The organism is Streptomyces tyrfis, assembly GCF_037034285.1.
In the GTDB taxonomy this organism is placed as follows: domain Bacteria; phylum Actinomycetota; class Actinomycetes; order Streptomycetales; family Streptomycetaceae; genus Streptomyces.
In genome coordinates this window covers 38,738-60,590 of the sequence record NZ_JBAGJZ010000025.1, presented here as the reverse complement: position 1 = coordinate 60,590, position 21,853 = coordinate 38,738, and the positions used below count along the sequence as shown (strand labels likewise).

At 72.1% G+C, this 21,853-nt stretch carries 17 protein-coding genes; 5 read left to right on the top strand and 12 right to left on the bottom strand.

The features are described 5' to 3' along the window. Nucleotides 1-140 precede the first annotated feature (140 nt). Nucleotides 141-1,445, bottom strand: a complete 1,305-nt coding sequence (locus WA762_RS20230) for a PP2C family protein-serine/threonine phosphatase (RefSeq protein ID WP_335937373.1) — start codon at nt 1,443-1,445, stop codon at nt 141-143. Nucleotides 1,446-2,387: 942 nt separating this feature from the next. Here WA762_RS20230 and WA762_RS20225 point away from each other — a divergent pair. Continuing rightward, nucleotides 2,388-2,732 carry a hypothetical protein gene (locus WA762_RS20225; RefSeq protein ID WP_335937318.1) on the top strand — a complete coding sequence of 115 codons (345 nt, stop codon included), beginning with the start codon at nt 2,388-2,390 and terminating at the stop codon, nt 2,730-2,732. 154 nt (nt 2,733-2,886) lie between these two features. On the opposite strand, the gene WA762_RS20220 is transcribed toward WA762_RS20225, so the two are convergent. Genes WA762_RS20220 through WA762_RS20210 form a run of 3 tightly spaced genes read right to left on the bottom strand, consistent with a single transcriptional unit; the run spans nt 2,887 to nt 5,672 of the window. Then, nucleotides 2,887-4,071, bottom strand: coding sequence for a cytochrome P450 (locus WA762_RS20220; protein ID WP_335937317.1), 1,185 nt, complete (start codon nt 4,069-4,071; stop codon nt 2,887-2,889). Between the two features lie 31 nt (nt 4,072-4,102). Next, the gene (locus tag WA762_RS20215; protein ID WP_335937316.1) at nt 4,103-5,473 is read right to left on the bottom strand and encodes an NAD(P)/FAD-dependent oxidoreductase; all 1,371 of its coding nucleotides are present in this window, start codon (nt 5,471-5,473) and stop codon (nt 4,103-4,105) included. Continuing rightward, nucleotides 5,460-5,672: a ferredoxin gene (locus WA762_RS20210; RefSeq protein ID WP_335937315.1), complete on the bottom strand. Its 213-nt coding sequence runs from the start codon at nt 5,670-5,672 to the stop codon at nt 5,460-5,462. The genes WA762_RS20215 and WA762_RS20210 overlap by 14 nt, the downstream gene beginning before the upstream one ends. A 461-nt stretch (nt 5,673-6,133) precedes the next feature. Between WA762_RS20210 and WA762_RS20205 the strand changes: the two genes are divergently transcribed. Next, nucleotides 6,134-7,972, top strand: a complete 1,839-nt coding sequence (locus tag WA762_RS20205) for a glycoside hydrolase family 15 protein (RefSeq protein ID WP_335937372.1) — start codon at nt 6,134-6,136, stop codon at nt 7,970-7,972. Nucleotides 7,973-8,163: 191 nt separating this feature from the next. On the opposite strand, the gene WA762_RS20200 is transcribed toward WA762_RS20205, so the two are convergent. Continuing rightward, nucleotides 8,164-8,928 carry a GNAT family N-acetyltransferase gene (locus WA762_RS20200; protein ID WP_335937371.1) on the bottom strand — a complete coding sequence of 255 codons (765 nt, stop codon included), beginning with the start codon at nt 8,926-8,928 and terminating at the stop codon, nt 8,164-8,166. 929 nt (nt 8,929-9,857) lie between these two features. Then, nucleotides 9,858-10,787 carry an NmrA family NAD(P)-binding protein gene (locus tag WA762_RS20195; RefSeq protein WP_335937314.1) on the bottom strand — a complete coding sequence of 310 codons (930 nt, stop codon included), beginning with the start codon at nt 10,785-10,787 and terminating at the stop codon, nt 9,858-9,860. Nucleotides 10,788-11,043: 256 nt separating this feature from the next. Here WA762_RS20195 and WA762_RS20190 point away from each other — a divergent pair, with 256 nt between their 5' ends. Further along, nucleotides 11,044-11,670: an isochorismatase family protein gene (locus WA762_RS20190; protein ID WP_335937313.1), complete on the top strand. Its 627-nt coding sequence runs from the start codon at nt 11,044-11,046 to the stop codon at nt 11,668-11,670. 340 nt (nt 11,671-12,010) lie between these two features. After that, entirely contained in the window at nt 12,011-12,949 is a 939-nt protein-coding gene (locus WA762_RS20185) for an NADP-dependent oxidoreductase (protein ID WP_335937312.1), read from the top strand. 759 nt (nt 12,950-13,708) lie between these two features. Here WA762_RS20185 and WA762_RS20180 read toward each other — a convergent pair. Both WA762_RS20180 and WA762_RS20175 read right to left on the bottom strand, forming a co-directional pair. Next, a complete protein-coding gene (locus tag WA762_RS20180) occupies nt 13,709-14,875 on the bottom strand; it encodes an FAD binding domain-containing protein (protein WP_335937311.1) in 1,167 nt (388 codons plus the stop codon). Next, the gene (locus WA762_RS20175; protein ID WP_335937310.1) at nt 14,872-15,549 is read right to left on the bottom strand and encodes a DsbA family oxidoreductase; all 678 of its coding nucleotides are present in this window, start codon (nt 15,547-15,549) and stop codon (nt 14,872-14,874) included. The genes WA762_RS20180 and WA762_RS20175 overlap by 4 nt, the downstream gene beginning before the upstream one ends. Before the next feature lie 89 nt (nt 15,550-15,638). Between WA762_RS20175 and WA762_RS20170 the strand changes: the two genes are divergently transcribed. Beyond that, nucleotides 15,639-16,199, top strand: a complete 561-nt coding sequence (locus WA762_RS20170) for a TetR/AcrR family transcriptional regulator (RefSeq protein WP_335937309.1) — start codon at nt 15,639-15,641, stop codon at nt 16,197-16,199. Between the two features lie 145 nt (nt 16,200-16,344). Here WA762_RS20170 and WA762_RS20165 read toward each other — a convergent pair whose 3' ends face one another. From WA762_RS20165 to WA762_RS20150, 4 genes are all read right to left on the bottom strand, one after another. After that, on the bottom strand, nt 16,345-16,836 hold the full coding sequence (locus tag WA762_RS20165; protein WP_335937308.1) for a (2Fe-2S)-binding protein: 492 nt from the start codon (nt 16,834-16,836) through the stop codon (nt 16,345-16,347). Continuing rightward, nucleotides 16,833-17,765 carry an FAD binding domain-containing protein gene (locus tag WA762_RS20160; RefSeq protein ID WP_335937307.1) on the bottom strand — a complete coding sequence of 311 codons (933 nt, stop codon included), beginning with the start codon at nt 17,763-17,765 and terminating at the stop codon, nt 16,833-16,835. The genes WA762_RS20165 and WA762_RS20160 overlap by 4 nt, the downstream gene beginning before the upstream one ends. Continuing rightward, nucleotides 17,762-20,035 (bottom strand): xanthine dehydrogenase family protein molybdopterin-binding subunit, encoded by a 2,274-nt coding sequence (locus WA762_RS20155; RefSeq protein ID WP_335937306.1) that lies wholly within the window; start codon nt 20,033-20,035, stop codon nt 17,762-17,764. Before WA762_RS20155 ends, WA762_RS20160 begins: the two co-directional genes overlap by 4 nt. 272 nt (nt 20,036-20,307) lie before the next feature. Next, nucleotides 20,308-21,678 (bottom strand): IS1380 family transposase, encoded by a 1,371-nt coding sequence (locus WA762_RS20150; RefSeq protein WP_335937305.1) that lies wholly within the window; start codon nt 21,676-21,678, stop codon nt 20,308-20,310. Between the last annotated feature and the right edge of the window lie 175 nt (nt 21,679-21,853).

Here is a 21,853-nt window from a genome sequence, read left to right as displayed (position 1 = left end):
TCCGTGGCACCGGACGGGGTTCCGTCCGATGCCGCGGATGCCCGCGGGCCGGCCGGCCTTCGTGCGGAATCACCGCCCGAAGACGTCCGGGCGCGGCCGGGCGGGCGGACCGGCGCCGGGACGCGGCCCGGCCGTCGGACTCACTCGCCCGGGCGTGGCGAGCCGCCGGCGTCCGGGCCGTCCCGGCCTTCCGCGGGAAGCCGCAGCGCGAGGATGGCCATGTCGTCGTGGCCATCGCTGGGGTGATGGTCGGCGAGCGCCTTCACCAGTTCGTCCACCGGCAACGCGGCGTAGGCTCCCGCCAGTTCGACCAGGGCGTCCATCCCCTCGTCGAGCGAGCGGGCGGGATGCTCGACCAGGCCGTCGGTGAAGAAGACGACCGTGGCTCCCGGCGGCAGCGTCCTGCGGTGGTCCGGGCGCGGCAGCACCGGGTCGACGCCCAGCGGCACGCCCGGCTCGTCCAGCAGGTACTCGGCCCGCCCGTCGGGCGTGATCACCAGGGGAGGGAGATTGCCGGCGGCGCACCAGTGCAGAGCCCAGTCCTTCTCGCCGGGCTCGACCCGGGCCACCAGCGCGGTGGTCGCCGGGAGGTCGGAACCGGCCTCCAGCGTGACGTCGAGCTGTCGCAGGACGTCGCTGGGCGGCGTCTGGCGGTCGTAGAACAGCGCGCGCAGCATGTTGCGGATCTGCGCCATGGCGGCGGCCGCGGACAGGTCGTGGCCGCAGACGTCGCCGATGACGATGCCCAGCGCGCCGTCCGGCAGCACCAGCGCGTCGTACCAGTCGCCGCCCAGGTGGTTGGGCTCGGCGGCGGGGCGGTAGATGGTGGCGGCGGAGAAGGGGCTGAGGTCGGGCAGGGTGGGCAGCAGCAGACGCTGGAAGTTCTCGGCGTTGGCGCGGACCTGTTCGAAGAGGCGGGCGCTCTCGATGGCGATGCCGGCCGCGCTGGCCAGCGCCACCAGGACCTCCTGGTCCCCGTGCTCGAAGGGCCGGGCGTCAAGGCGTTCGGAGAGGTAGAGGTCGCCGTAGATCTCGCCGCGGACGCTGATCGCGACGCCGAGGAGGGACCGCATGTGGGGGTGGCCGGGCGGGTAGCCGACCGAGGCCGGATGGGCGGAGACGTCCTCCAGCCGCAGCGGCTGGGGGTTGTGGATGAGAAGGCCCAGGACGCCCTCGCCGTGCGGGAAGTCGGTGTCGGCCAGCGCCTCGTACTCCTCGTCGCTCAGCCCCACGGCGATGAGCTCCTCGAGGTGCTCGCCCTTCTCGTCCAGCACGCCGAGCGCGCCGTAGCGGGTGCCGCACAGGTGCATGGCGGTGGTGACGATGCGCCTCAGCACTTCGCTGAGTTCCAGCTCGCCGGTGATGGCGAACACCGCGTCGAGCAGCCCCTCGAGCCGGTCCTTGGTGGAGGCGAGGGCCCGCAGCTGCTGGGCGATCTGGTCCATCTCGGAGTCCAGGCGCTTGCGCAGATCGGCGAAGGGCACCGGGTCGCCGTGCGACTGCCGCTCGCTCACCGCGCTCTCCTCCCGGCGCACGCACCGGGACGTGCCCGCCGGACCTGCCGCTGCCTCGCGCGGTGCACCCCGCCTCCTGTTCCCGACCGTGGACGATCGCTACCACCCTCGCACGGGTCGGCCCGGGCGGCCCGTCGGGTTGCTCCGCACGCGACAGGGCGGCCGGCCTTGCCGCCGGTGGCCCCGAAGTCGCGGAGTCCGGCGCGCCGGCGGGGAGGAGCGAGCGCACCCCGGTGGCGTCCGGCGTGGAGATCGGGGAGGCCCGCGCGCGTGGACCCGGCAGCGCGGAACGTGGCGATCGACCGTGCGGATGCCTGCGAGCCTGCTCGGTTCCGGCGCAGCGTGACCGGCCGTCCGCCGCGTCCGGAGGACGGACCGGGCGCCCCGGAGACCCGGGGGCCGCTGGTCGCAGCCACGCGTCGACGGCCGCGAGTCGCGACCGGGGGCCGCGGCCGGTCCGCGGCTCGTCCTCCCGGCGCGCTTCTCGGTGAACCTGTTCACTCGCAGGGCTGAGCCGGGCCCGGGTCACGCCGGGAACCGGCGGAGGGACGCCGACTATCGGGACGGCCGCCCGGAGCGCCCGGAGCCCCCCATGAGGGTCCTGCGCGGGCGGTACGAACGAGAGGTTCTGGCCGATCGACGAGAAGGGGTGCCGATGACGGACCACGGGCAGCGGACCGTGCGGGAGGAGATCCTCCGGTGCGGCCGGGACGCGCGGAGACTCCGGGAGCGGGAGGCCGCCTCCCCGGCCGGGCCGCTGTCGGGGCCGGGGCCCGACGTGCCGGAGCGCCGCGACGGCGCGGCGGGACATGTGCGACCGGGCGGCGGCCGGGCGGCACAGCACTCCGGCCGGGCGTCCGGAGGCCGGGGCTGATGGTGGTCGCGGATGTCTGGGTGGAGCTGCGGAGCGAGGCCTTCGGCGTACGGCTGGTGCGGGCCGACACCATCGTGCAGGTGTGGTGGGACGTGAAGCGGCCCTCGTACCTGAACGTGACCCTCAGCAGCCGAGAGGTGGTCCGCCAGGACATGCGGGCCGGGTTCCCCGCCCATGGGATCGAGGAGGGGGAAGCCTCGGACCTCTGCGAGAAGCTGGTGCAGCGCATCGCCCGGGCCGCGCACGCGGGCGGCGGCCACCAGGTGTGGATGGGGCGTGACGAGGAGTCCCAGGGGGTCTGGTGGACGCACCGCCCCCTTGTCGGGAACCGGCACGCCTTCTGACGGCCGTCGGACACCCGCCGGTCCGGGGTCTCCGCGGAAGGGCCGGGCCCGTCCGCCCGTTCACCGCGGGGCCGGCGGAACGCCCGCCGGGGGGAACCGCGAGAGGGCGTCCGAGGCATCGTGCCCGCCCGATCACCGGGCACGGGCCCGGAGCTCAGAGCTGGACAGGCAGGTGGCGGGGGCCGCGAAGCATGGCGTTCTGCCGGTAGGGAGGCGGGTCCTGGACCAGACGCGCCGCGCCCAGGCGGGGAATGAGCGCGCCGAGCGCGGCCTGGGCCTCGACACGGGCCAGGGGACCGCCGTAGCAGAGGTGAATGCCGCTGCCGAAGCCGAGGTGCTGGTTGTCCGCGCGGGTGGGGTCGAACCGGTCGGGGTCGTGGAACCTCAGGGGGTCGCGGTTGCCCGAGGCCAGCGCGAGGACGGCGGACGCGCCCGCGGGGATCGTGGTGCCGGCGACGTCGATGTCGGCGTGCGGGATGCGTTCGCGCATGTGGACGGGGGGTTCGTAGCGCAGCAGTTCCTCCACGGCTCGCGGCAGCAGGCCGGGGTCGCGGCGCAGGTGGTCCAGGTGCTCGGGCCGGCGCAGCAGGGTGAGCACCCCGTTGGCGATGAGGTTGACGGTGGTCTCGTGTCCGGCGATGAGGAGCAGTACGGCCGTCTCCGCGAGTTCTTCCCGGGTGAGCCGCAGGGCCGGGTCCGGCTCGTTGACGAAGGCGGAGAGCATGGCGTCGTCCGGACTGCCGCGGCGCTGCTCGGCGAGGTCGACCAAGTATCCGCCCATCTCGGTCCGTGCCTGCTCGCCGGCCTCCTCCGCCTCGGTGGTCTCCTGGCCGGGCCGGACGTCGGCGGCTGTGACCAGCGTGTCGGACCAGGCCCGGAACAGCGGCTCGTCCTCACGGGGGACGCCGAGCAGGCGGCAGATCACGCTGACGGGCAACGGATAGGCGAAGTCGTCGACGACATCGATCCGCCGCCCCGCCTCGAAGGGGGCCAGCAGTTCCTCGGTGATCCGGTCGATCTCGCCGCGCATGGCGTCGACCCTGCCCGGGCTGTGCGGGGGCCCGAAGGGCCGCATGGCCAGTGTGCGCAGCCTGTGGTGCTCCGGGTCGTCGAGCCGCAGGAACGGCGGCTTGCGTGTCACTTTGCCGCGGGTACGGGGGTCGGCACTCATCCGTGGGTCGTGGAGCAGCGCGGCGATCTCGTGGTACGTGCCGATCAGGTAGCTGTCGTCCGCCTGCCGGACCACGGGACCGGCCGCGCGGAGCTCCGCGTACAGCGGGTAGGGATCGGGCCGGCTGGCGTAGTCGGTTATCCGGGCCAGCAGGGTCTCGGAGTCCATGATGGCTCCTCGTCGTGGGACGGGGCGTGGTTCAGCGTGCGGGCCGCACCACGGTCAGTCGGCGGTCGGGCAGGTATCCGGTGAGCGCCACGGTGGGTCCGTGCGACAGTCCCTTCGGATCCGGTACGTCGGACGGAACCGGGATGTCGGCCGCGAGCGCGCGGTCCAGCGCGCCGGGCGGGGGCGGGAACGGGGCCGCGGTCTCGATCAGGTGCCGGTAGTAGTCGAGCGACTTGGCCATGTCGACGGTGACCGCGGCGGTGACCCGCCCCTGGAAGCCGTAGACCATCGCCAGACGGCGCGCCTCCAGGGAGCCCTGGGCGATGACCAGGTGGTCGGAGAAGGTCGGTACGCCCACGGACTTGATGTTGAGTCCGAACTGGGTCGACCAGAAGGTCGGGATGGCCAGGTGCGGGCGTCGCCTGGGCCCCGGGTTGATCATGTTGTGGGCTGCCACTTCGGCCTGCTCGACCGCGTTGCCCCAGTGCTCCAGGGAGAGCATCTGATAGCCGAAGAGCGGGTGGGGGAAGCGGGAGACGTCGCCGGCCACGAAGACGTCGTCGGTGACGATGCCGTACATGTCGAAGGCGCGGCACCCGGCGTCGCAGGCGATCCCGCGCGGGCCCGCCGCCAGTCCGGAGTCGGCCAGCCATTCGACGTTGCGGATCGCCCCCAGCGCCACGACGCACACGTCCGCGTCGACACGCGTGCCGTCGGACAGGTCCGCGCCGGTGAAGCCGCCGTTCCCGCGCAGGGCCGTGACGGTGACCCCGCAGCGCAGGTCCACGCCGTGGTTGCGCTGCATGGCGGCCGCGAGTTTCGACAGGGTGCCGCCGAGTGCGCCCACCAGGGGCGCGGGGCCGCGTTCGGCGACCGTGACGTCCAGTCCGCGTTCCCGGCAGGCCGAAGCGATCTCCGAACCGGTGAAACCGGCGCCGATCACCAGGACCCGCCTCGGCCCGGCGTCCAGTCGCTCGGCCAGTCCCGCGGCGTCCTCGCGCGTGCGCAGGGTGAACACCCCGTCCAGGGCGCCCTCCGCCGGATTGGGCCAGGGCCGTGCCCGAGTCCCCGTGGCGATCAGCAGCCGGTCGTACGGCAGCGACTCCCCGTCCGCCAGCAGCACCCGCTTCGCCAACGGGTCCAGCCCGGTGGCGGCCGTTCCCAGCCGCCACTCGGCGTCGGGGTCCCGGCGCATCGGCAGCTCCGTGGTGTCCGCCTTCGCCCGGCCGAGCAGTACCTGCTTGGACAGCGGCGGCCGGTCGTAGGGCGGATGGGGCTCGTCCCCGACCACCGTGAGGGAGCCGGTGAAGCCCTCCTCGCGCAGCGTCTCCGCGGCCCTCAGCCCGGCCAGGGACGCACCGACGAGCACGATCCGGCCCTCACGAGGATCACCGGCGGCCATCGGGGTCCACCTCCTCACCGACGAGGATGGCCTGGACCGGGCAGGCTGCCGCGGCCTTGCGCACGTGTTCGACCTGGTCGTCGGGGACGGCCGTGGCGTACAGCAGTCCTTCCTCGCCGTGAAGTTCGAACATCTTCGGCGCGAGGAACACGCACTGTGCGTAGCCCTGGCAGCGCGTGAGGTCCACTACGGTTCGCATCCCCACCACTCCCTCAGTCGCCACCCCCCTTTTTCTTTGAGTTTCTCTTCGAGCATGAGCCGAGTACCGCTTCTTTCAGCATGAGCCGAGTACCGCGGGCCCGCACGGCGACTGCTCGCGGGGGGCCGCCGGGCCGGTCCTCGTCCCGTGACCTCGCCCAGGCCGCGTCCGGCGCCGACGAGGCCCGGATGTGTGAACGTCTCGGGAAAGAGCCTCAGTTGTTCTCCGGCGTGGCTGGTCTCCTCGGCTCTCTTCGGCGTACGGGCCGAGAGCGTCGGCGCGGGCGGGAGGCTCCTCCGAAGGCGGCGGCATGCTCCGCCCACCACCAGCATGACCGCGCCGAGCAGCGTCAGGCCCCCGGGTTCCGAGCGCCGCGCGCCCCGGGCCCATGGGTGCTCCCCTGGCGTCCCCGGCGAACGGGCACGACAGTGAAAGCGGGGACTCGGAAAGGCGACAGGATGATGGAGCGCTACCCGCCCATCGCCGACCACGGCATGGTCGGCGACCTGGAGACCGCCGCTCTGGTTTCTTCGGAGGGGGTCGTCGATTGGTTCGCGGCCCCTCGGTTCGACTCGCCGAGCATATTCGCCGCGCTGCTCGATCATGATCGCGGCGGTCATTTCCTGTTCGCCCCGGAGACCAGGGGCACCACGTGCAAGCAGCTCTACTATCCCGACACCGCGGTCCTGGTGACGCGTTTCCTGTCGCCCGACGGGGTCGGGGAGATCTTCGACTTCATGCCGCCGGGCCGGACCGGCAGGGCGACCGACCGCCATACGCTGATCCGCGGGGCGCGGGCAGTGCGCGGCAGTATGCGCTTCGTGCTGGAGTGCCGACCGCGGTTCGACTACGGCCGGGCCGACCACGAACTCGACTTCCGCGACGGCTCCGCCGCCTTCCGGGCCCCGGGTGTCACCGCGTATGCGCAGAGCACGTTCCCCCTGCGGCCGGACGGCAGGGATGTGCGGGGCGCCGTCACCTTGAACGCGGGGGAGGTGGCCGCCGCGGTGTTCACCGTCGACACCGTGGACAGTGGGCCCCCGGCTCCCCCGACGCCGGACGGTGTGACCGGCCAGTTCTGGGACGTGGTGGAATTCTGGCAGCGCTGGGTCCGCGCCTCCCGGTACCGCGGGCGCTGGCCGGGTGTGGTGAACCGGTCGGCCATCACTCTCAAACTGCTCACCTACGCTCCGACGGGCGCTCCGATCGCCGCGGCCACCATGGGGCTGCCCGAGCAGATCGGCGGGGAACGCAACTGGGACTACCGGTACACCTGGATCCGCGACGGCTCCTTGTCGGTGCGGGCCCTGCTCGACCTCGGGTACGTCGAGGAGACGGCGCACTTCACCCGTTGGCTGAGGGACCGCTTCCGAGCCCGTGAGAGCGCCGGAGGCGAACCGCTGCAGATCATGTACCGCGTCGACGGAGATCCCCGGCTGCCGGAGGAGGAGCTCACGCACTTCGAGGGCTATCGCGGCTCGTATCCGGTGCGGGCCGGGAACGGCGCCGCCGGTCAGTTGCAGCTGGACATCTACGGCGAGGCGCTCTACGCCCTGGCCGAGGGCGGCGAAATCACCATGCGGGCCGGCTACCACGGCTGGAAGAACGTCGCCCGGACGCTGGACTGGCTTGCCGACTCCTGGGACCGGCCCGACGAGGGCGTGTGGGAAACCCGCGGCGGGCGCAAGGACTTCACCTTCAGCCGGGTGATGTCCTGGGTGGCCTTCGACCGGGGGCTGCGCCTGGCCGCCGAGTACAGCCGTCCCGCCGATACGGCGCGGTGGACCGCCTCCCGTGACGCCATCCTCGAACAGGTGATGGAACGCGCGTGGAACGAGAGGGACCAGGCCCTCGTGCAGCACTACGGCGGCGACGTCCTCGACGCCTCGCTGTTGCTCATCCCCCGGGTCGGCTTCCTGACTCCGAAGACGGAGAGCTGGTTGTCCACGCTCGATGCCATGGAACGCACTCTGGTGTCGGACAGCCTCGTCTACCGCTACGACCCCGAGGCCTCCCCCGACGGACTGCGCGGCTCCGAAGGCACCTTCAGCATGTGCACCTTCCTCTACGTGGACGCCCTCGCCCGTGCCGGACGGCTGCGCCCGGCACGCTACGCCTTCGAGAAGATGCAGACCTACGCCAACCACGTCGGTCTGTTCGCCGAGGAGATCGGCCCCAGCGGTGAGCAACTGGGCAATTTCCCGCAGGCGTTCACTCATCTGTCGTTGATCATGGCCGCCACGACTCTGGACGACGCCCTCGACCGGCAGCGCGTGGAGGGCGCCGGCGCCCCCTTCTGAAGAACGGTGGGCCACCATGCCCGCCCGGGGATCGGGCAGTTGAGCGATGGGGCTGCCCGGAGACGTTGTCGCTCCGGGCGCAAGAAGCCGGGCCGTCCGTCGACACGGGCCGGGCGGCAGCTGATCGACGGCGTACGGTTTCGCACCCGGCCCGGCCGGTCCGTGCCGGGGGGTTGTGAGGGCCCGGCGGTTCAGGGGCTGATGGCGTGTTCGGTGAACTGGCCGCAGGAGCGGAAGCCCAGGCGGCGGTAGACGGGCTCGCCGTCGGCCGACGCCTGCAGGACCGCGATGCGGTGGTCCCGGTCGCGGGCCGTGCGGAGTGCGGCGAGCGTCATGGCGCCGCCGTAGCCGCGTCGGCGGTGGGCGGCCAGAGTGGAGATGTTGTAGATACCGGCGACCCCCGCGTGGTGAAACACTTCGGCCGAACACACCGGACGGCCCTCCGCATAGCCGACCAGGTATCGGGCCGGGCCGTGGGGGGCCAGCGCCTGCGGGGCGGCCTGGGCGAAGAAGCGGCGGACGGTGTCGGCGGGCGGGACCCAGTTCGCGGCGAGAACCGTGGCGTAGTCGGCAAGCTGGTCGGGCGTGGCCACCGTCCGAATGTCCAGTCCTTGGGCGGCGGGCGGTGGCGGGGCGTCGTCCAGTTCGGCCCACATGGCCGTCTCGCGTTCGGACGCCGGCAGGCCGGCCGCCGTCAGGCGGGCGCCGAGATCCGGTGGCGTCGAGGCAGGCCCCACCCACCAGGAGAAGCGGCGACCGGTGCGAGCCAGCGTCCGAACGGTCTCGGTGATGCGCGCCGGGGCGGTGGCAGCGGTGAAGCGGGCCGCGGCAACGATGTTGAAGGTGTCGTCGTCCAGGCCGCTGTCGGCGACCAGCAGGTCACCGGCTTCGGTGACGGCCGCACCGGTCATGCTCCGATGCAGGTGACAGGCATGTTCCGCCAGGTTCCGTTCCATCCTGTCCATCAAGTCGGCTTCATTGAGGAAATGATCATTCATAGCGATCGATCTCAGCATGACCGGGCGAAGGTCGCATGCGATTTTGGGTCGTCCGCCGTCGGTGCCGCGCCGGCGACCGGCGCGTTCGACACGCGGCCCGGCACTGGGCCGTGACTGCGCGATACGGCGAGCAGCCTCGGCTCGTCCGCGAGGCGTGGAGTCACGGCAGGTCGCCGACCGGGTCGACGATCAGTTCCAGGGGGGAGTGGCCGTTGTACCCTCAGCCCGTGTTGGTTCCACACGACGTCCTCGGGGCGAGGCTGAATGTTGCCTCTCGTGTCCTCGGCGCGCGTCGTGATCCGGTAGTAGCCCGGCCGCACATTCCGCCATGGCAGCTCGAAACGCACCCACATGAGGGGCTCGGCATCGGTGAGAAGCTTCTCCTGGCGCCACGGAATCACGGGTGGCCCATTTTCCGGGCTTGACGAGTTTCTCCAGAGTGACGTCGACCCGGTCGATGGCACCGCTTCCGGACCAGGCGCGACCGTACAGCGTGTGATCGCCCGGCATGAGCGTACGGTCGGGCTCGTGCTCGACGGCGCTGCGAACGCGCGGTCGGCACCGCAGTCGAGCGTGCGGCGCAAGGTCACCTGAGGCATCGCCAAAAGCTCGGCGTAGGTGAACGACCGGGCTTGCGCGAGCGCGTCGCCGGTAAGCCGAGCCGCCATGTCTCGACGTCGATGGCGGACGGCCCGGATCGATTATGGCTAAAGGACTGATCGTTCGGGATTTCGCGGTGCGACCATTCGGGTGCCGACATCGATTGAGATCGGAAAGGAAAGGCGTCCGATCACCCACCGTCAGATCGGTTGACTGCGCCACTGACTCCGCCGTCGAGGTGACGCTCACCGCGCTGCCTTGCACAGCAGGGCGATGGGGCCGCTGTTTCAGGAGCTGAACAGGCCGGGATTCTCACGGACGTATGCGGCCACCCCGGTCGGGGGTCGCCCGGTGACCTGCTCGACGCCTTCTGCCTTGCGGTCGTATCGGTTCTCCGCGTGGAGGCGCGCCATGGTGGTGATGTGCTGAAGGACGTGGTCGGGCAGCCCCAGCGGCCCGAGATCGTGGTCGATCCATTCCCGCAGGGGGACATCGGTGTACCCGACCGGACGGCCCAGAGCGGTGGAGACCTCCGCCGCCATGGCGGCGATGTCCTGCGAGCGCGGGCCGGTCAGCTCGTAGGTTCTGCCGATGTGCGGGGCCGGGGCGGCCAGGATCTCCTCCACGACCGCGGCGACGTCGCCGGCCGCCACAGGCGAGGTTTTCGCCCGGCCGAAGGGCAGCCTGATGGTCCCGTCCTTCGCGACCGAGGAGAAGCCCGCACGGAACAGGGGGTTCTCCATGAACACGGTGGGCCTGACCTCGACGACGGGCAGACCCGACCAGTCGAGGACCTGTTCCACCAGCCACTGCTGCCGCTGCTGCGTGGACTCGAAGGTGCTGGTGAGGCCGACCTCGGCGACGGTCAACTGGGACATGTTCACGAACGCTTCCAGCCCCCCGTGCGCACGCGCGACGGCCGCCGCTGTCACGGCGGCCTGCAGATACTGCGCCGACACCCCCATGCCGAAGTACATGCGCGTACAGCCGGCCAGGGCATCGGCGATGTCGCCCGCGCGCGTCAGATCTCCGACGACGACCTCGGCGCCGGTCGCACGCAGCGCCCGCGCCCGCTCGTCGTCGCGATGGACCATCGCCCGGACGGGCAGGTCCCGTCGCCGCAGCCCGTCGACCACGGACCGCCCGACGGCGCCGACGCTGCCCGCCGCGCCCGTCACCAGAATGGGCGGCAGGCCGACTTCTCGGGTGCCGTTCATAGAGGCAGCCTGCGGTGCGCACGACTACACCGCAACCAGAAGCCCGGCGAACCTCGGCGCTCGCCCCGCCCGCCCCGCCCGCCCGGCTCGACATGGCCTCCCTGGCCCCGACTCGGCCGCCACGGCGTCGGCTCCGGCACCGCCGAGGACCTGGAACGCGGGGCGTCCGGTGCTCGGCTCCGGGGCTGAGGCGCGGCCTCGAAGTCACTAAACTCGGTGAACAGGGCTGTGGCTCAACCCTCTGAAGGAGCGGAACATGAGCGAGCACAGCAAGTTTCTGGAGCCGATCACCCGCGAGAACGTCGCCGTGGTCCTGGTGGACCACCAGGTGGGCTTGTTGTCCGGCGTCCGGGACATCTCGCTCGGCGAGCTGAAGCACAACGTGGCGGCGCTGGCACGGGCGGCGACCGTACTGCGTATCCCGCTGGTCGTCACCACGACCGCGGCCGACAGCATGTGGGGGCCGACCGCCGCCGAACTGGTGCAGGCGCTGCCGGCCGGACAGCGGATCATCGACCGCAGCACCGTCAACGCCTGGCACGACGACCGGGTCCGCGCGGCCATCGAGGCCACCGGCCGGCAGAAGCTGATCTTCGCCGGAGTGTCGCTCGAAGTGTGCGCTGCGCTGCCCGCGATCTCCGCGACGGCCGTCGGCCACGACGCGTACGTCGCCGTGGACGCCTCCGGTACCTTCAGCCCGGCCAAGCGCGAGGCCGGACTGCTCCGGATGCAGCAGGCGGGCGTCATCGTCAGCGACTACGCCACCCTCATGGTCGAGGCCCTGGCCGACAACGCGGCCCCCGAATCCGGCGCCCTCTACGCCGCCCTCGACATGCCGTTCGCCGTCCTGGTCGGTCAGATTTCCGCGGCTCACCATGCCTAAGGGCTGTCCCGTAATCCGTGGTGGATCAGCGCGCGGCGTCAGATGTGGTGCATCGCAAGGCGGAGGGGCGCCCGCATACGGGACGTATGCGGGCGTTCCGACAACGCCGCGAGGCGCCGCAGCTGTCGTCGCACGCCCGCCAGGGATTACGGGACAGCCCTTAGGGGTGTCCCTGATGAGTACCCGATACGGGTGACGAAGAGATGCGCGCGAGCAGGTGGGGTCGATCGCGCGGAACGGCATACATCAACGTGACGCGTCTCCTCGACGACGGGCCGCCATGAGACCCGCGTACGAAGGGGCCGCGCTCAAGTCGTCCTCCGTCCCCGAAAGGACCTGTATGCGAGCCATCACCGTGCGGGACCGCGACGCCGGTCTTGCCGGGCTGTCCCTGACGGACATGCCCTACCCCCATGCAGCCGAGAACGACGTCATCGTGCGGGTGCACGCCGCGGGCTTCACACCGGGCGAGCTGGACTGGCCGGGCACGTGGACCGATCGCGCCGGCCGCGACCGGACGCCGAGCGTGCCCGGGCACGAGTTGTCGGGTGTCGTCGCAGAACTCGGGTACGGCACCACCGGCCTGAGCGTCGGCCAGAGGGCGTTCGGCCTGGCCGACTGGACCCGCAACGGCTCGCTCGCCGAATACGCCGCGGTGGAGGCCCGCACCCTCGCGCCGCTGCCCGCGGACATCGACCACACTCTGGCCGCCGCACTGCCGATCTCCGGGCTGACCGCCTGGCAGGGCCTGTTCGACCACGGTCGCCTCGCCACCGGCCAGACCGTCCTGATCCACGGTGCCGCGGGCGGCGTCGGGTCGATCGCGGTACAGCTCGCCCGCGAGGCCGGCGCCCGCGTCATCGGCACCGGCCGGTCCGACGCCCGGGACAGGGCGCTCGCCCTGGGCGTCGACGTCTTCCTGGACCTGCAGACCGAGAAGCTGGAGGACGCCGGGGAGGCCGACGTCGTGTTCGATGTGATCGGCGGTGACCTCCTCGACCGCTCGGCCGCCCTGGTCCGGGCCGGCGGCACGCTCGTCAGCATCGCCATGCCGCCCAAGGTCCGGCCCAGGGACGGGCGGGCGGTCTTCTTCGTCGTCGAACCCGACCGCGCCCGGCTCACCGATCTCGTCGCGCGGCTGAGGGACGGGCGGATCAGGCCGATCGTCGGTGATGTGCGGCCGCTGGCCGAAGCACCCGCCGCGTTCGCCCCCGGCAGGCGCACCCCGGGCAAGACGATCATCCGCGTCGCGCAGGACCGGACAGGAGACCGATCGTGATGGGAACGCGGATCGCCGTCGGCCTGCCGGCCGTCGTCACGCCGGCCGCGGCCACGGCCTGCTCGGCCTCGGAGCAGCCCGCCCGCGCCAAGGGGCCGACCGCGGCCGTGGCGTCGACGCGCCCCTCCGAAACCCTCACCACACTCCTTCAGCAGGCCCTTCCGAATGTGAAGGGCAAGACGTTCACCTCCGCGATCGTGGACTTCCCGCCCCACGCACGCGCGACGCCGCACCGGCACGGCCGGGCCTTCGTCTACGCCTACGTCCTCGAAGGCACCGTGCGCAGCAAACTCGACCGCGAGCCCGTGACCACCTACCCACCAGGGCGAGAACTGGGTCGAGCAGCCGGGCGCCCACCACGTCCTCACCGAGAACACCAGCCGAACCGAACGGGCCAGGCTGCTGGTCGTCTTCGTCTCCGACGCCGGAGACGAGCTCAAGGTCGACGACCCGGGTTCGTGGCCCGGGGCGGGCAGCTGACACCCGTCGTCGGGGACGTGGAGCCGGTCGACGCCGACGCCGCGGACCAGGCGGGCGGTGTCCGCGTCCGGCCACGAGCCGGAGGTGGGCCGGCCCTGTCCGGGCCGACAAGGTGGACGCGCCTCAGCGCCCCATTGCACCCGCGGCGGGGCCGGTTCCGGTGACGGGCCCGGCGGGATCGGCTTCCGGCGCGGGCCTTTCCCCCTGCTCTCCCGCCGCGGAAGCGCGGCGGGGCACGGCACGGAGTGGTCCGGCTCGCCGACTGCGCGTACCCGGCCGTCAGCCGGCTGGTCCGGCAGCGGCGGCGGGCGTCGCGGGGCCGCCCAGGCCGAGCCGGTGCCCGAGGCCGACGCCGTACCGGTAGAGCGCCATGCCTTCGGCGAGCCGGTTCTTCTCCCAGGCCCGCAGGGCGTCGTCAAGGGACGGAGCCTGCTGCAGGGCGGTGAAGAGCGCGATGGCGTCGGCGGCGGCCTTGTCCGCGCTGGCCGCGGTGTGGGGTCGGACCACGAAGGCCGCGTCGCCGGTCAGGAGCATCCGGTCGTCGCGCATCCGGGCGACCCGCCCGTCGAGGATCGCCTGCGCGAACGGCTCCCCGGTGTGCTCCACCAGTTCGCGCATGGGCTCGGGAAGCGACCTCCGCGCGCGGGCCAGGAGCTCGTCGTGCACCCGCGGGGCGATCAGCCCCGGGGGCAGGGAGAGTCCGTGGGCGGTGCCGTCGCGGTCGGTCGTGATGCGGTCCAGGCCGGCCGTGTCGGCCCGTACGTACCACACCCAGTTCATCCGGCGTCTTCCCGGCGTGACCGTGCCGGAGTCGCCCGGGATGAAGTAGCACAGGAACTGGGTGCGCTCCCCGTCGTAGAAGCTGAACCGGTCGCGGAAGACTGCGTTCAGGTCCTCGGAGAGGTCGGCCTCGCCGATGACGCCCCGGTAGGCGACGTACCCGGCGTAGCGGGGAGCGCTGTCGGGCGCGACGAGCCCGCGATGGCTGGAGGCGGAGCCGTCGGCGATGATCGCGAGGTCCACGGGGTGGACCGTGTCGCCGACGTGGACGTCCACGCCGCCGGGCCTGGGCGCGAGCGCCGTCACGTGCTGCCCGTCGTGGTAGCGCGCGGGGTCGAGGCGGTCCCGCAGGGATGTGTGGAGCGCACCCCAGGAGATCATCTGTTGCCGCATGGGCGTGTGATGGCTTCGCCCGTCCCGGCTGAAGAACTGCCGGTGCGTGACGGGCACGCTGATCCGGTCGGGGGTGACGCCGCAGAACACGGTGAGGAACCGGGCGACGCTCGGCTGGAGCACGATCCCCGCGCCCCGGTCGTCGGGGCGGCCGGAGGACCGCTCCCGGACGGTGACGTCCAGTCCCAGCTCGGTGAGCGCGACCGCCTGGAACAGGCCTCCCAGCGAACCGCCGACGACGCCCACCGTCTCGATGTCCGGCACGGCGGTCATTGCGAGCACGCTCCGTTCTCGCACCCGGCGCCGTCCGGCGCCCGGGTGGCATGACGTCGCAGGATCTCCACGAGCGTGTCGGCGCCGACGACGCCGTCGAGCGCCTTGTCGCCGATGATCAGCAGCGGCACTCCGCGAAGGCCGAGGTGTTCGGCGAGTTGTTCGTCCTCCGCCACGGCCGTCTCCAGCGCGGGGTCCGTCAGCCGCGTGGCCACGTCGTCGCCGAGCCCCATGTCCTCGCCGATCCGGGCCAGCACGTCCACATCGCCGATGTCCTGCCCCTCGGAGAAGTAGGCCACGAGCAGGCGGTCGGCCATCGCCGCGCTCGGCTGTGCGCTCCGCTCGGCCAGCGCGATCAGCCGGTGCCCGGCCCGGGTGTTCGGTGTCCTGGTGATCGCCTCGTAGTCGAAGACGATGCCCTCGTCCCGGCCGACCCGCACCGTGTCGGCATCCAGTTGCTGCGACCGCTCCCAGCTGCCGAACTTCTCACTGCGATAGGCACGCCGGTCCACACCGATCGCCGGCATCGCCGGGTTGAGCTCGAAGGCGTGGTGGCGGATGCGGAACTCCTGGCCGGTGCGCTCCGTCACGCTGTCGACGGCCCGTCGCAGCCGGCGCCCGCCGATGTAGCACCAGGGGCAGATCAGGTCGCTGAACACATCAAGGTCGATCATGGTAGAGCCTCCCTAATCAAACCGACTAGTCTGTTCGATTGCAACGGCGGTGGAGCCTTTCCCATTCCCGCCCTTCACCGGAGGTGCCGATGACCGCTTCTGAGACCACCCGCGCCAGGATCGTCACGGCGGCGGCCGACCTTTTCACCCGCTGCGGCGTGCGCGCCGTGGGTGTCAACGAGATCTGGCGCGCCGCCGAGGTGGCCAAATCGACCCTGTACCAGCACTTCCGCTCCAAGGACGAACTGGTCGCCGCTGTTCTGCGCCGGCGCAACGACGCGTGGTGCGCGCGTCTGCGCGCACGCGCCGCTGCCGCGGAGACGCCCCGGGGCCGGCTTCTCGCGATCTTCGACCTGCTGGCCGAGGAGTTCGCCGACCCCGCCTACCGCGGCAGTGATCTGGTGAACGTCGCCGCCGAGTACCCCGACCCCGACCATCCCGTGCGTGTCGCCGTCCGCGACCACAAACGCGAAATCCTCCACTACCTGGGAGCACTCGCCGCGGAAGCGGAGGAGACGGATCCCGAGATGACCGCGGCCACCGTGCTCATGCTCGCCGACGGAGCGGCCTGCGCCCGTGTCGGCCTCGGCGACACGGGCGCCGCCGGCCTGGCCCGGCGGGCGGCGTCGCGTCTGCTGGCAGACTCCTGAAGTCTGCCGGCACACTCCTGGACAGGGCCGGCCCAGTCGCCGCCGCGCTGTGCGCGGGCAGGACAGGCGGCGCGGAGTCCGCCGCTGCGAGGGCCGTGACCGCGCGCCGATCGACCGCGCGTTGTATCCGTCGAGACGCCTTGTATCACGGCTGTCGGGCGGTGGCCTCCCGTTGTTCGCGGGCCGCGCGCGCGATGGCGCGTCGGATGGGTTCGTAGCCCGTGCACCGGCAGATGTTGGAGCCGACGACGCCCGCGATGGCGTCCGGATGGTCGGCGAGGTCGGGATCGGCGTCGAGCGCTCCTGCGGCCACCATGAGGAAGCCGGGTGTGCAGAAGCCGCACTGGAGCGCGTGCTCGGCCGAGAAGGCGCGTTGCAGCGGGTGGGGTTCGCCGTCGGGTCCCGCGAGGCCCTCCACCGTGCGAAGGGAGCTGCCGTCGCACTGCACCGCCAGCACCAGGCACGCGCGGACCGGCTCGCCGTCCATGAGCACGCTGCAGGCCCCGCAGATGCCGTGCTCGCACCCCAGATGCGTGCCGGTCAGGCCCAGGTCGTCACGGAGGACGTCGGCGAGCAGACGCCGGGGCTCCACGTCGAGGCGGTGGGCGGTTCCGTTCACCGTGAGCGTGATCTTCATCGGTGGTCCCCCTCGCGTGCGGCGAGACGTGTGCGCAGATCGGACGCCGCCTCGCGGAGTGTTCTGCCGACCAGGACGGCGACGGCCTGCCGTTTGTACTCCACGTCGGCGTACGGCTCTGCGAGCGGTGCGGCGTCCTCCTGGGCGGCGACGCGGCCGGCGCGGGCGAACGGGTGGTCGTCGGGCAGCCGCCGCCCCGCGGGGAGCGGGCCGATCTCGGTATCGAGCAGGGTGCGTTCGGCGGCACGGGCCCGTACCGGGCGGTCGGCGGAGTTGACCAGTCCGATCCGCGCGTCGCGGATCACTCCGTCGTGCACCGTGAGAGCGGCCGCGACGGCGACCTGGGCGAAGCAGAAGTGGGTACGGCGGTGTTCGATGAAGCCGACCCCGGTGTGCTCGCCGAGCAGCGGGAACCGTACGGCGGTGATCAGCTCCTGCGGTCGGCGCGCTGTGCGGTACGGTCCCAGGAAGTAGTCGCCGGCCGGGATCGCGCGGGCGTCGTCGGGGCCGGTCACGTCCACGACGGCGTCCAGGGCGACGCCGATCGCGCACCATTCCGAGGCGGGATGGGCCCAGCCGAAGCTGCCGGCCATGGTCCCGCGGGAACGGATCGGCGGGTGGGCGATGTTGACGGCGGCCCGTGACAGCAGGGTGCCGAGCGGGCCCGGCACGGCGCCGGCCGGCTCGAAGGCCGCGTGGCGGACGAGGGCGCCCACGCGCAGTTCACCGCCCTCGACGCCCATGCGGTCCAGTTCCGGGATGCGGTTGATGTCGACGACGAGTTCGGGGCGGATGCGCCGCAGGTGCATCTCCAGGATCAGGCTCTGCCCTCCGGCGAGCACCTGGGCCCTGCGCCCGGTGCCGCCGAGTGCCTCGACGGCCTCGGCGACCGTGCGGGGGACCGTGTAGTCGAAGGATGCGGGTTTCACCGGACGCCCTCCTCGTGTCGGGGAGCCCGCGCCGCCCGCCACACGCTGTCCGGGGTGAGCGGCATCTGCAGCAGGCCGGGATCGGCGATCCGCAGGGCATCGGCCACGGCGTTGACGATGGCGGCCGGGGCGCCGATGCAGCCCGACTCCCCCGCGCCCTTGGCGCCCAGCGGGGTGCCGGGACCTGGTGTGCGGGTGTCCTTGACGTCGATGGCCGGGATCTCCGTGAACGTCGGGAGCAGGTAGTCCAGGAATCCGTTCGCCAGCCGCGGCACTCCGGCGTCGTCGAACGTCATGCCTTCGTAGAGGGCCTGGCCGATGCCCTGCACGGCCGATCCGAACGCCTGCCCGCGCACGATGGCGGGGTTGAGGACCACACCGCAGTCGTCGACTGCCACGAGCCGCAGGACGTTCACCGTGCCCAGCTCCGGATCCACCTCGGTCACCGCGGCGTGCGCGCCGAAGGGGAACGCCATGCCGGCCTCGTAGCGCTCCGCCACCCGCAACGGGCCGGTGGACTTCACCAGATCGCCGAGGCCGCTGGTCACCGAACCGTCGTGGACGGCGTGCACGGCGCCGTCCGACCACGCGACCCCGTCGACCGGCAGGCCCCACAGGTTCGCCGCCCGGGCGCGCGCATCCTCGATCAGGCGGGTCGCGGCGTGCCGGAGCATGGCGCCGTCCACCTGCGCCGACCGGCTGGCGAAGGAGCCCAGTCCTTCGGGCTGTTCGTCGGTGTCGCCCTCGACGAGACGGACGTGCGTCTCCGGGATGCCGAGGACCTCGGCTACCAGTGCGGGGAAGACCGTCTCGTGCCCCTGGCCGCTCGGGGCCGCGCCGCAGCGGGCGGTGACGGTGCCGTCCTCGTGGACTTCCAGGCTGCCGGTCTCGTGCAGGCCGCCGGGTTCGCCGCCCGAGCGCTCCACATAGCAGGAGACGCCGATGCCCAGCGGCAGGGCGTCCGGATCCTCGCGACGACGGGCCCGCTCCGCACACCACTCCTCGTGGCCGAGCGTCTCCAGCGCCAGGTCCAGGGCGGCGGCGTAGTCCCCACTGTCGTAGCGGCGCCCGGTCGGCGTCTCGTACGGGAAGGAGTCGGGCGGAATGAAGTTGCGCCGCCGCAGCTCGATCGCGTCGATCCCGAGCCGCCGGGCGAGCAGGTCCATCGCCCGCTCGATCGCGAACGTCGCCTCGGGACGCCCGGCGCCACGGTACGGGTAGGTCACCATGGTGTTGGTGAGCACCGACCGCACGGTCGCATGGACGCGTGGGGTCGAGTACGCGCCGGTCGCCATCCACGCCGTCTGCATCGGCAGTCCCGCGCCCAGGTGCGGATAGGCGCCGACATCGGCGTCGATCGTCAGCTCGTAGGCGAGGAGCCTGCCTTCCGCGTCGGCGGCGAGGCGTACGGTCTGGTCCTGTCCCCTGCCCCGGGTGGCGACGAGCATCGACTCCAGGCGGTCCTCGATCCAGCGGACCGGACGCCCGAGCCGCGCGGCGAGGTACGCGACGACCACGAACTCGGGGAAGGCCGCGCTCTTCGACCCGAAGGCCCCTCCGGTGTCCGGGACGACGACCCGGATCCGATCGGCGGACCGGCCGAGCAGTGCCGCCAGTTCGCGGCGCAGCCGGTGCGGCATCTGGTGCCCCGACCACACCGTCAGCCGGTCTCCGTCCGGCACGGCGAGGATCGTCCGGCATTCCATGGGGCTGGGCATCAGCAGTTGCTGGCGGTACGTGGCCTCGACGACGGCGGCCGCGTCCTGCCAGACGGACGGGTCGACGGGTTCTCCCGCCTCGCCCCGCAGGGCGATGTTGCTCAGCCCGTCGAACAGGCGGACGGAGTCGTCCAGCGCCGCGGCGGGTGTCACCACGGCGGGCAGGGGATCGATCACGGCGCTGATCTCCGCGGTCCCGTCCTCGGCCCGGTACCGGTCCTCCCCCAGGACGACCGCCAGCGCCTCGCCCGGGTAGCGGACCCGGTCCTTCGCGAGGGCCGGCCACTCCCGGCCCGCGACAGCGTCCTCCGTGGAAAGCCCGGCCAGCAGGGTGTGCGGAACCGGAGGAAGCTCCGGCAGATCCTCGGCCGACCAGGCTCCCACGACGCCCGGCACGGAACGGGCCGCCGTACAGTCAACGGTCCGCAGCACGCCGTGGGCCGCCCCGCTTCTCGCGAATGCCGCGTCCAGACATCCGGGAACGCGGATATCGGCGACGTACCGGCCTTTCCCGGAAAGCAGCCGCTCGTCCTCTCGTCTCGCCCATCGCACCACAACAACACCCCGTTCGTGTCTTTGCGGGAACTGAAGCCATTCCGACGTCACGCCGACGCCATTCCGATGGAACAGCGCGCCGGTGGAATTCAGCTGCTCGGATACTAACCTCGAAGTTTCGTGACGGTCCGCCGACGGGGTCGGTGGACCGTTTTCGTGCCGTGGGCTGAGGCTGTGCAGGCCGAGGGCCCGAGTGTCGCCTCGGGGTGGCGCCGGGTTCCACTGCTCCGGGTGTTGAGGTGCTGTCGTAGGGACGGGGAATCCGCTGGTCAGCCAGGGTCGGGCAGTTGGGTGAGCCGGTCGAGGGCTGCGGTGATGTGACCGGTCCAGGGCCAGTGCCGGGCCAGACGGAGGATTCGCCGACGGCCGGTGGTCACGAGCTGTCCGGCCGCGGTGAACAGGCGGAGCCGCAGGCGGCGGGGCTCCCAGAGACGGGCCTTGCCGGTCAGGGCGAGCATCGGCATCCAGGCCAGCAGGTCGAGAGCCATCTGCACGATCTCCAGCCAGATCCGGTTCTGGGCCGTGCGGTGCAGGGGCAGGTTGCGCAGGCCGGTGGCACGGGCGGCGCGGATGCGGTCCTCGGCCCGGGCCCGCAGCCGGTGACGGAGCTCGGTGATCGGCCGGCCCAAGGTGGTGGTGGCGAAACAGGTCAGCCGCATGCCGTCCGCATCCGTGAGCCGCAACTGGGCCCCGGGGTGCGGTCGTTCCTTCCTGACGATCAGCCGCATACCCTTGGGCCAGCTGTCCAGGACGTCGCCGGTGAGTTCAGCGACCCAGGCGCCGTCGCGGATCTCGCCGTCCGCCTCGACGGCCGCCGTCCAGGCCGGTGCAGGAACCCTCAGCACGTGCTGGTGGATCGCCTCGGTGATCACCATGCCGACCGAGTAGGACAGCCACCGTCCCCGCTGGGCGAGCCAGGCGACGAAGTCGTGGGTGCCGCCCGCGGAGTCGGTGCGGATCAGGGTCCGGCGCCCGCGCCGGTACTTCTTCGGCAGCTGGGCCAAGGCCAGTTGGGTGGCGGTGATGTGGTCGGCCGCCGTGTTCGATCCCGCGTTGCCTGGTCTGAGCAGGGCCGCGACCGGTTCACCCGTGCCGCCCGGTCCGTGGTCGACGAACCCCATCAGCGGGTGGTGGCCGTAGGTTCGCTTCCACGTGGGTACGGCGTCCTCCTTGTCCGAGTGCGCGATGACCAGCACCCCGTCGAGGTCCACGGTCACCGGCCCGCCCGCGTCAGGCGCTTCCCGGTCGGCCAACCGCCGGACACGTTGGCGGACTTCAGCCCGCGCGGCACGGATGGCCCGCAGGGCCTTCTCCTCGGAGGCTGCGAGGTTATCGATGAGGCGGGAGACCGTCGGGTCGGAGGCCACCAGCCCGAACACTGCCGGCTCGGCCCGAAGCATCCCGACATCTGCCAGGCAGTCCCCGCCAAGGGCGACCGCGAGGGCCACGTCCAGCAGGACCTTGCCCGGATCGTGCACCGCCCGAGCCTTCCGCCACGGCGTCAGCGCCGCTGATATCGCGGTGTCCAGGCCGGCCTTGCGGACGGTCTCGACCAGCAGCACGCCCCCGGCCTGCGAGACCACCGCCCGGCCGCCGCCCTCGATGCGGACACGCGGGTAGGACTCGATACGCTTCTTCACTCGAGGAGTGCTTCTTTCCATGCGACGACCTGGACCCTAGACAAGTCCCATCGTTGCTGGTCAGGAGCACTCTTCGCGTTCCGATCACACCTCGGACACCCGCCCACATGAAAGCCCGTGGTTAGCACAATGTTCGGGCCAGCTGTACCCGATACGCTGGGTACAGCTGGCTCCT

What these genes read in the sequence shown, in the direction of transcription:
- WA762_RS20230 (WP_335937373.1), bottom strand. Translation starts at nt 1,445, where the DNA reads ATGGACCAGATCGCCCAGCAGCTGCGGGCCCTCGCCTCCACCAAGGAC.
- WA762_RS20225 (WP_335937318.1), top strand. Translation starts at nt 2,388, where the DNA reads ATGGTGGTCGCGGATGTCTGGGTGGAGCTGCGGAGCGAGGCCTTCGGC.
- WA762_RS20220 (WP_335937317.1), bottom strand. Translation starts at nt 4,071, where the DNA reads ATGGACTCCGAGACCCTGCTGGCCCGGATAACCGACTACGCCAGCCGG.
- WA762_RS20215 (WP_335937316.1), bottom strand. Translation starts at nt 5,473, where the DNA reads ATGGCCGCCGGTGATCCTCGTGAGGGCCGGATCGTGCTCGTCGGTGCG.
- WA762_RS20210 (WP_335937315.1), bottom strand. Translation starts at nt 5,672, where the DNA reads ATGCGAACCGTAGTGGACCTCACGCGCTGCCAGGGCTACGCACAGTGC.
- WA762_RS20205 (WP_335937372.1), top strand. Translation starts at nt 6,134, where the DNA reads ATGGAGCGCTACCCGCCCATCGCCGACCACGGCATGGTCGGCGACCTG.
- WA762_RS20200 (WP_335937371.1), bottom strand. Translation starts at nt 8,928, where the DNA reads ATGGAACGGAACCTGGCGGAACATGCCTGTCACCTGCATCGGAGCATG.
- WA762_RS20195 (WP_335937314.1), bottom strand. Translation starts at nt 10,787, where the DNA reads ATGAACGGCACCCGAGAAGTCGGCCTGCCGCCCATTCTGGTGACGGGC.
- WA762_RS20190 (WP_335937313.1), top strand. Translation starts at nt 11,044, where the DNA reads ATGAGCGAGCACAGCAAGTTTCTGGAGCCGATCACCCGCGAGAACGTC.
- WA762_RS20185 (WP_335937312.1), top strand. Translation starts at nt 12,011, where the DNA reads ATGCGAGCCATCACCGTGCGGGACCGCGACGCCGGTCTTGCCGGGCTG.
- WA762_RS20180 (WP_335937311.1), bottom strand. Translation starts at nt 14,875, where the DNA reads ATGACCGCCGTGCCGGACATCGAGACGGTGGGCGTCGTCGGCGGTTCG.
- WA762_RS20175 (WP_335937310.1), bottom strand. Translation starts at nt 15,549, where the DNA reads ATGATCGACCTTGATGTGTTCAGCGACCTGATCTGCCCCTGGTGCTAC.
- WA762_RS20170 (WP_335937309.1), top strand. Translation starts at nt 15,639, where the DNA reads ATGACCGCTTCTGAGACCACCCGCGCCAGGATCGTCACGGCGGCGGCC.
- WA762_RS20165 (WP_335937308.1), bottom strand. Translation starts at nt 16,836, where the DNA reads ATGAAGATCACGCTCACGGTGAACGGAACCGCCCACCGCCTCGACGTG.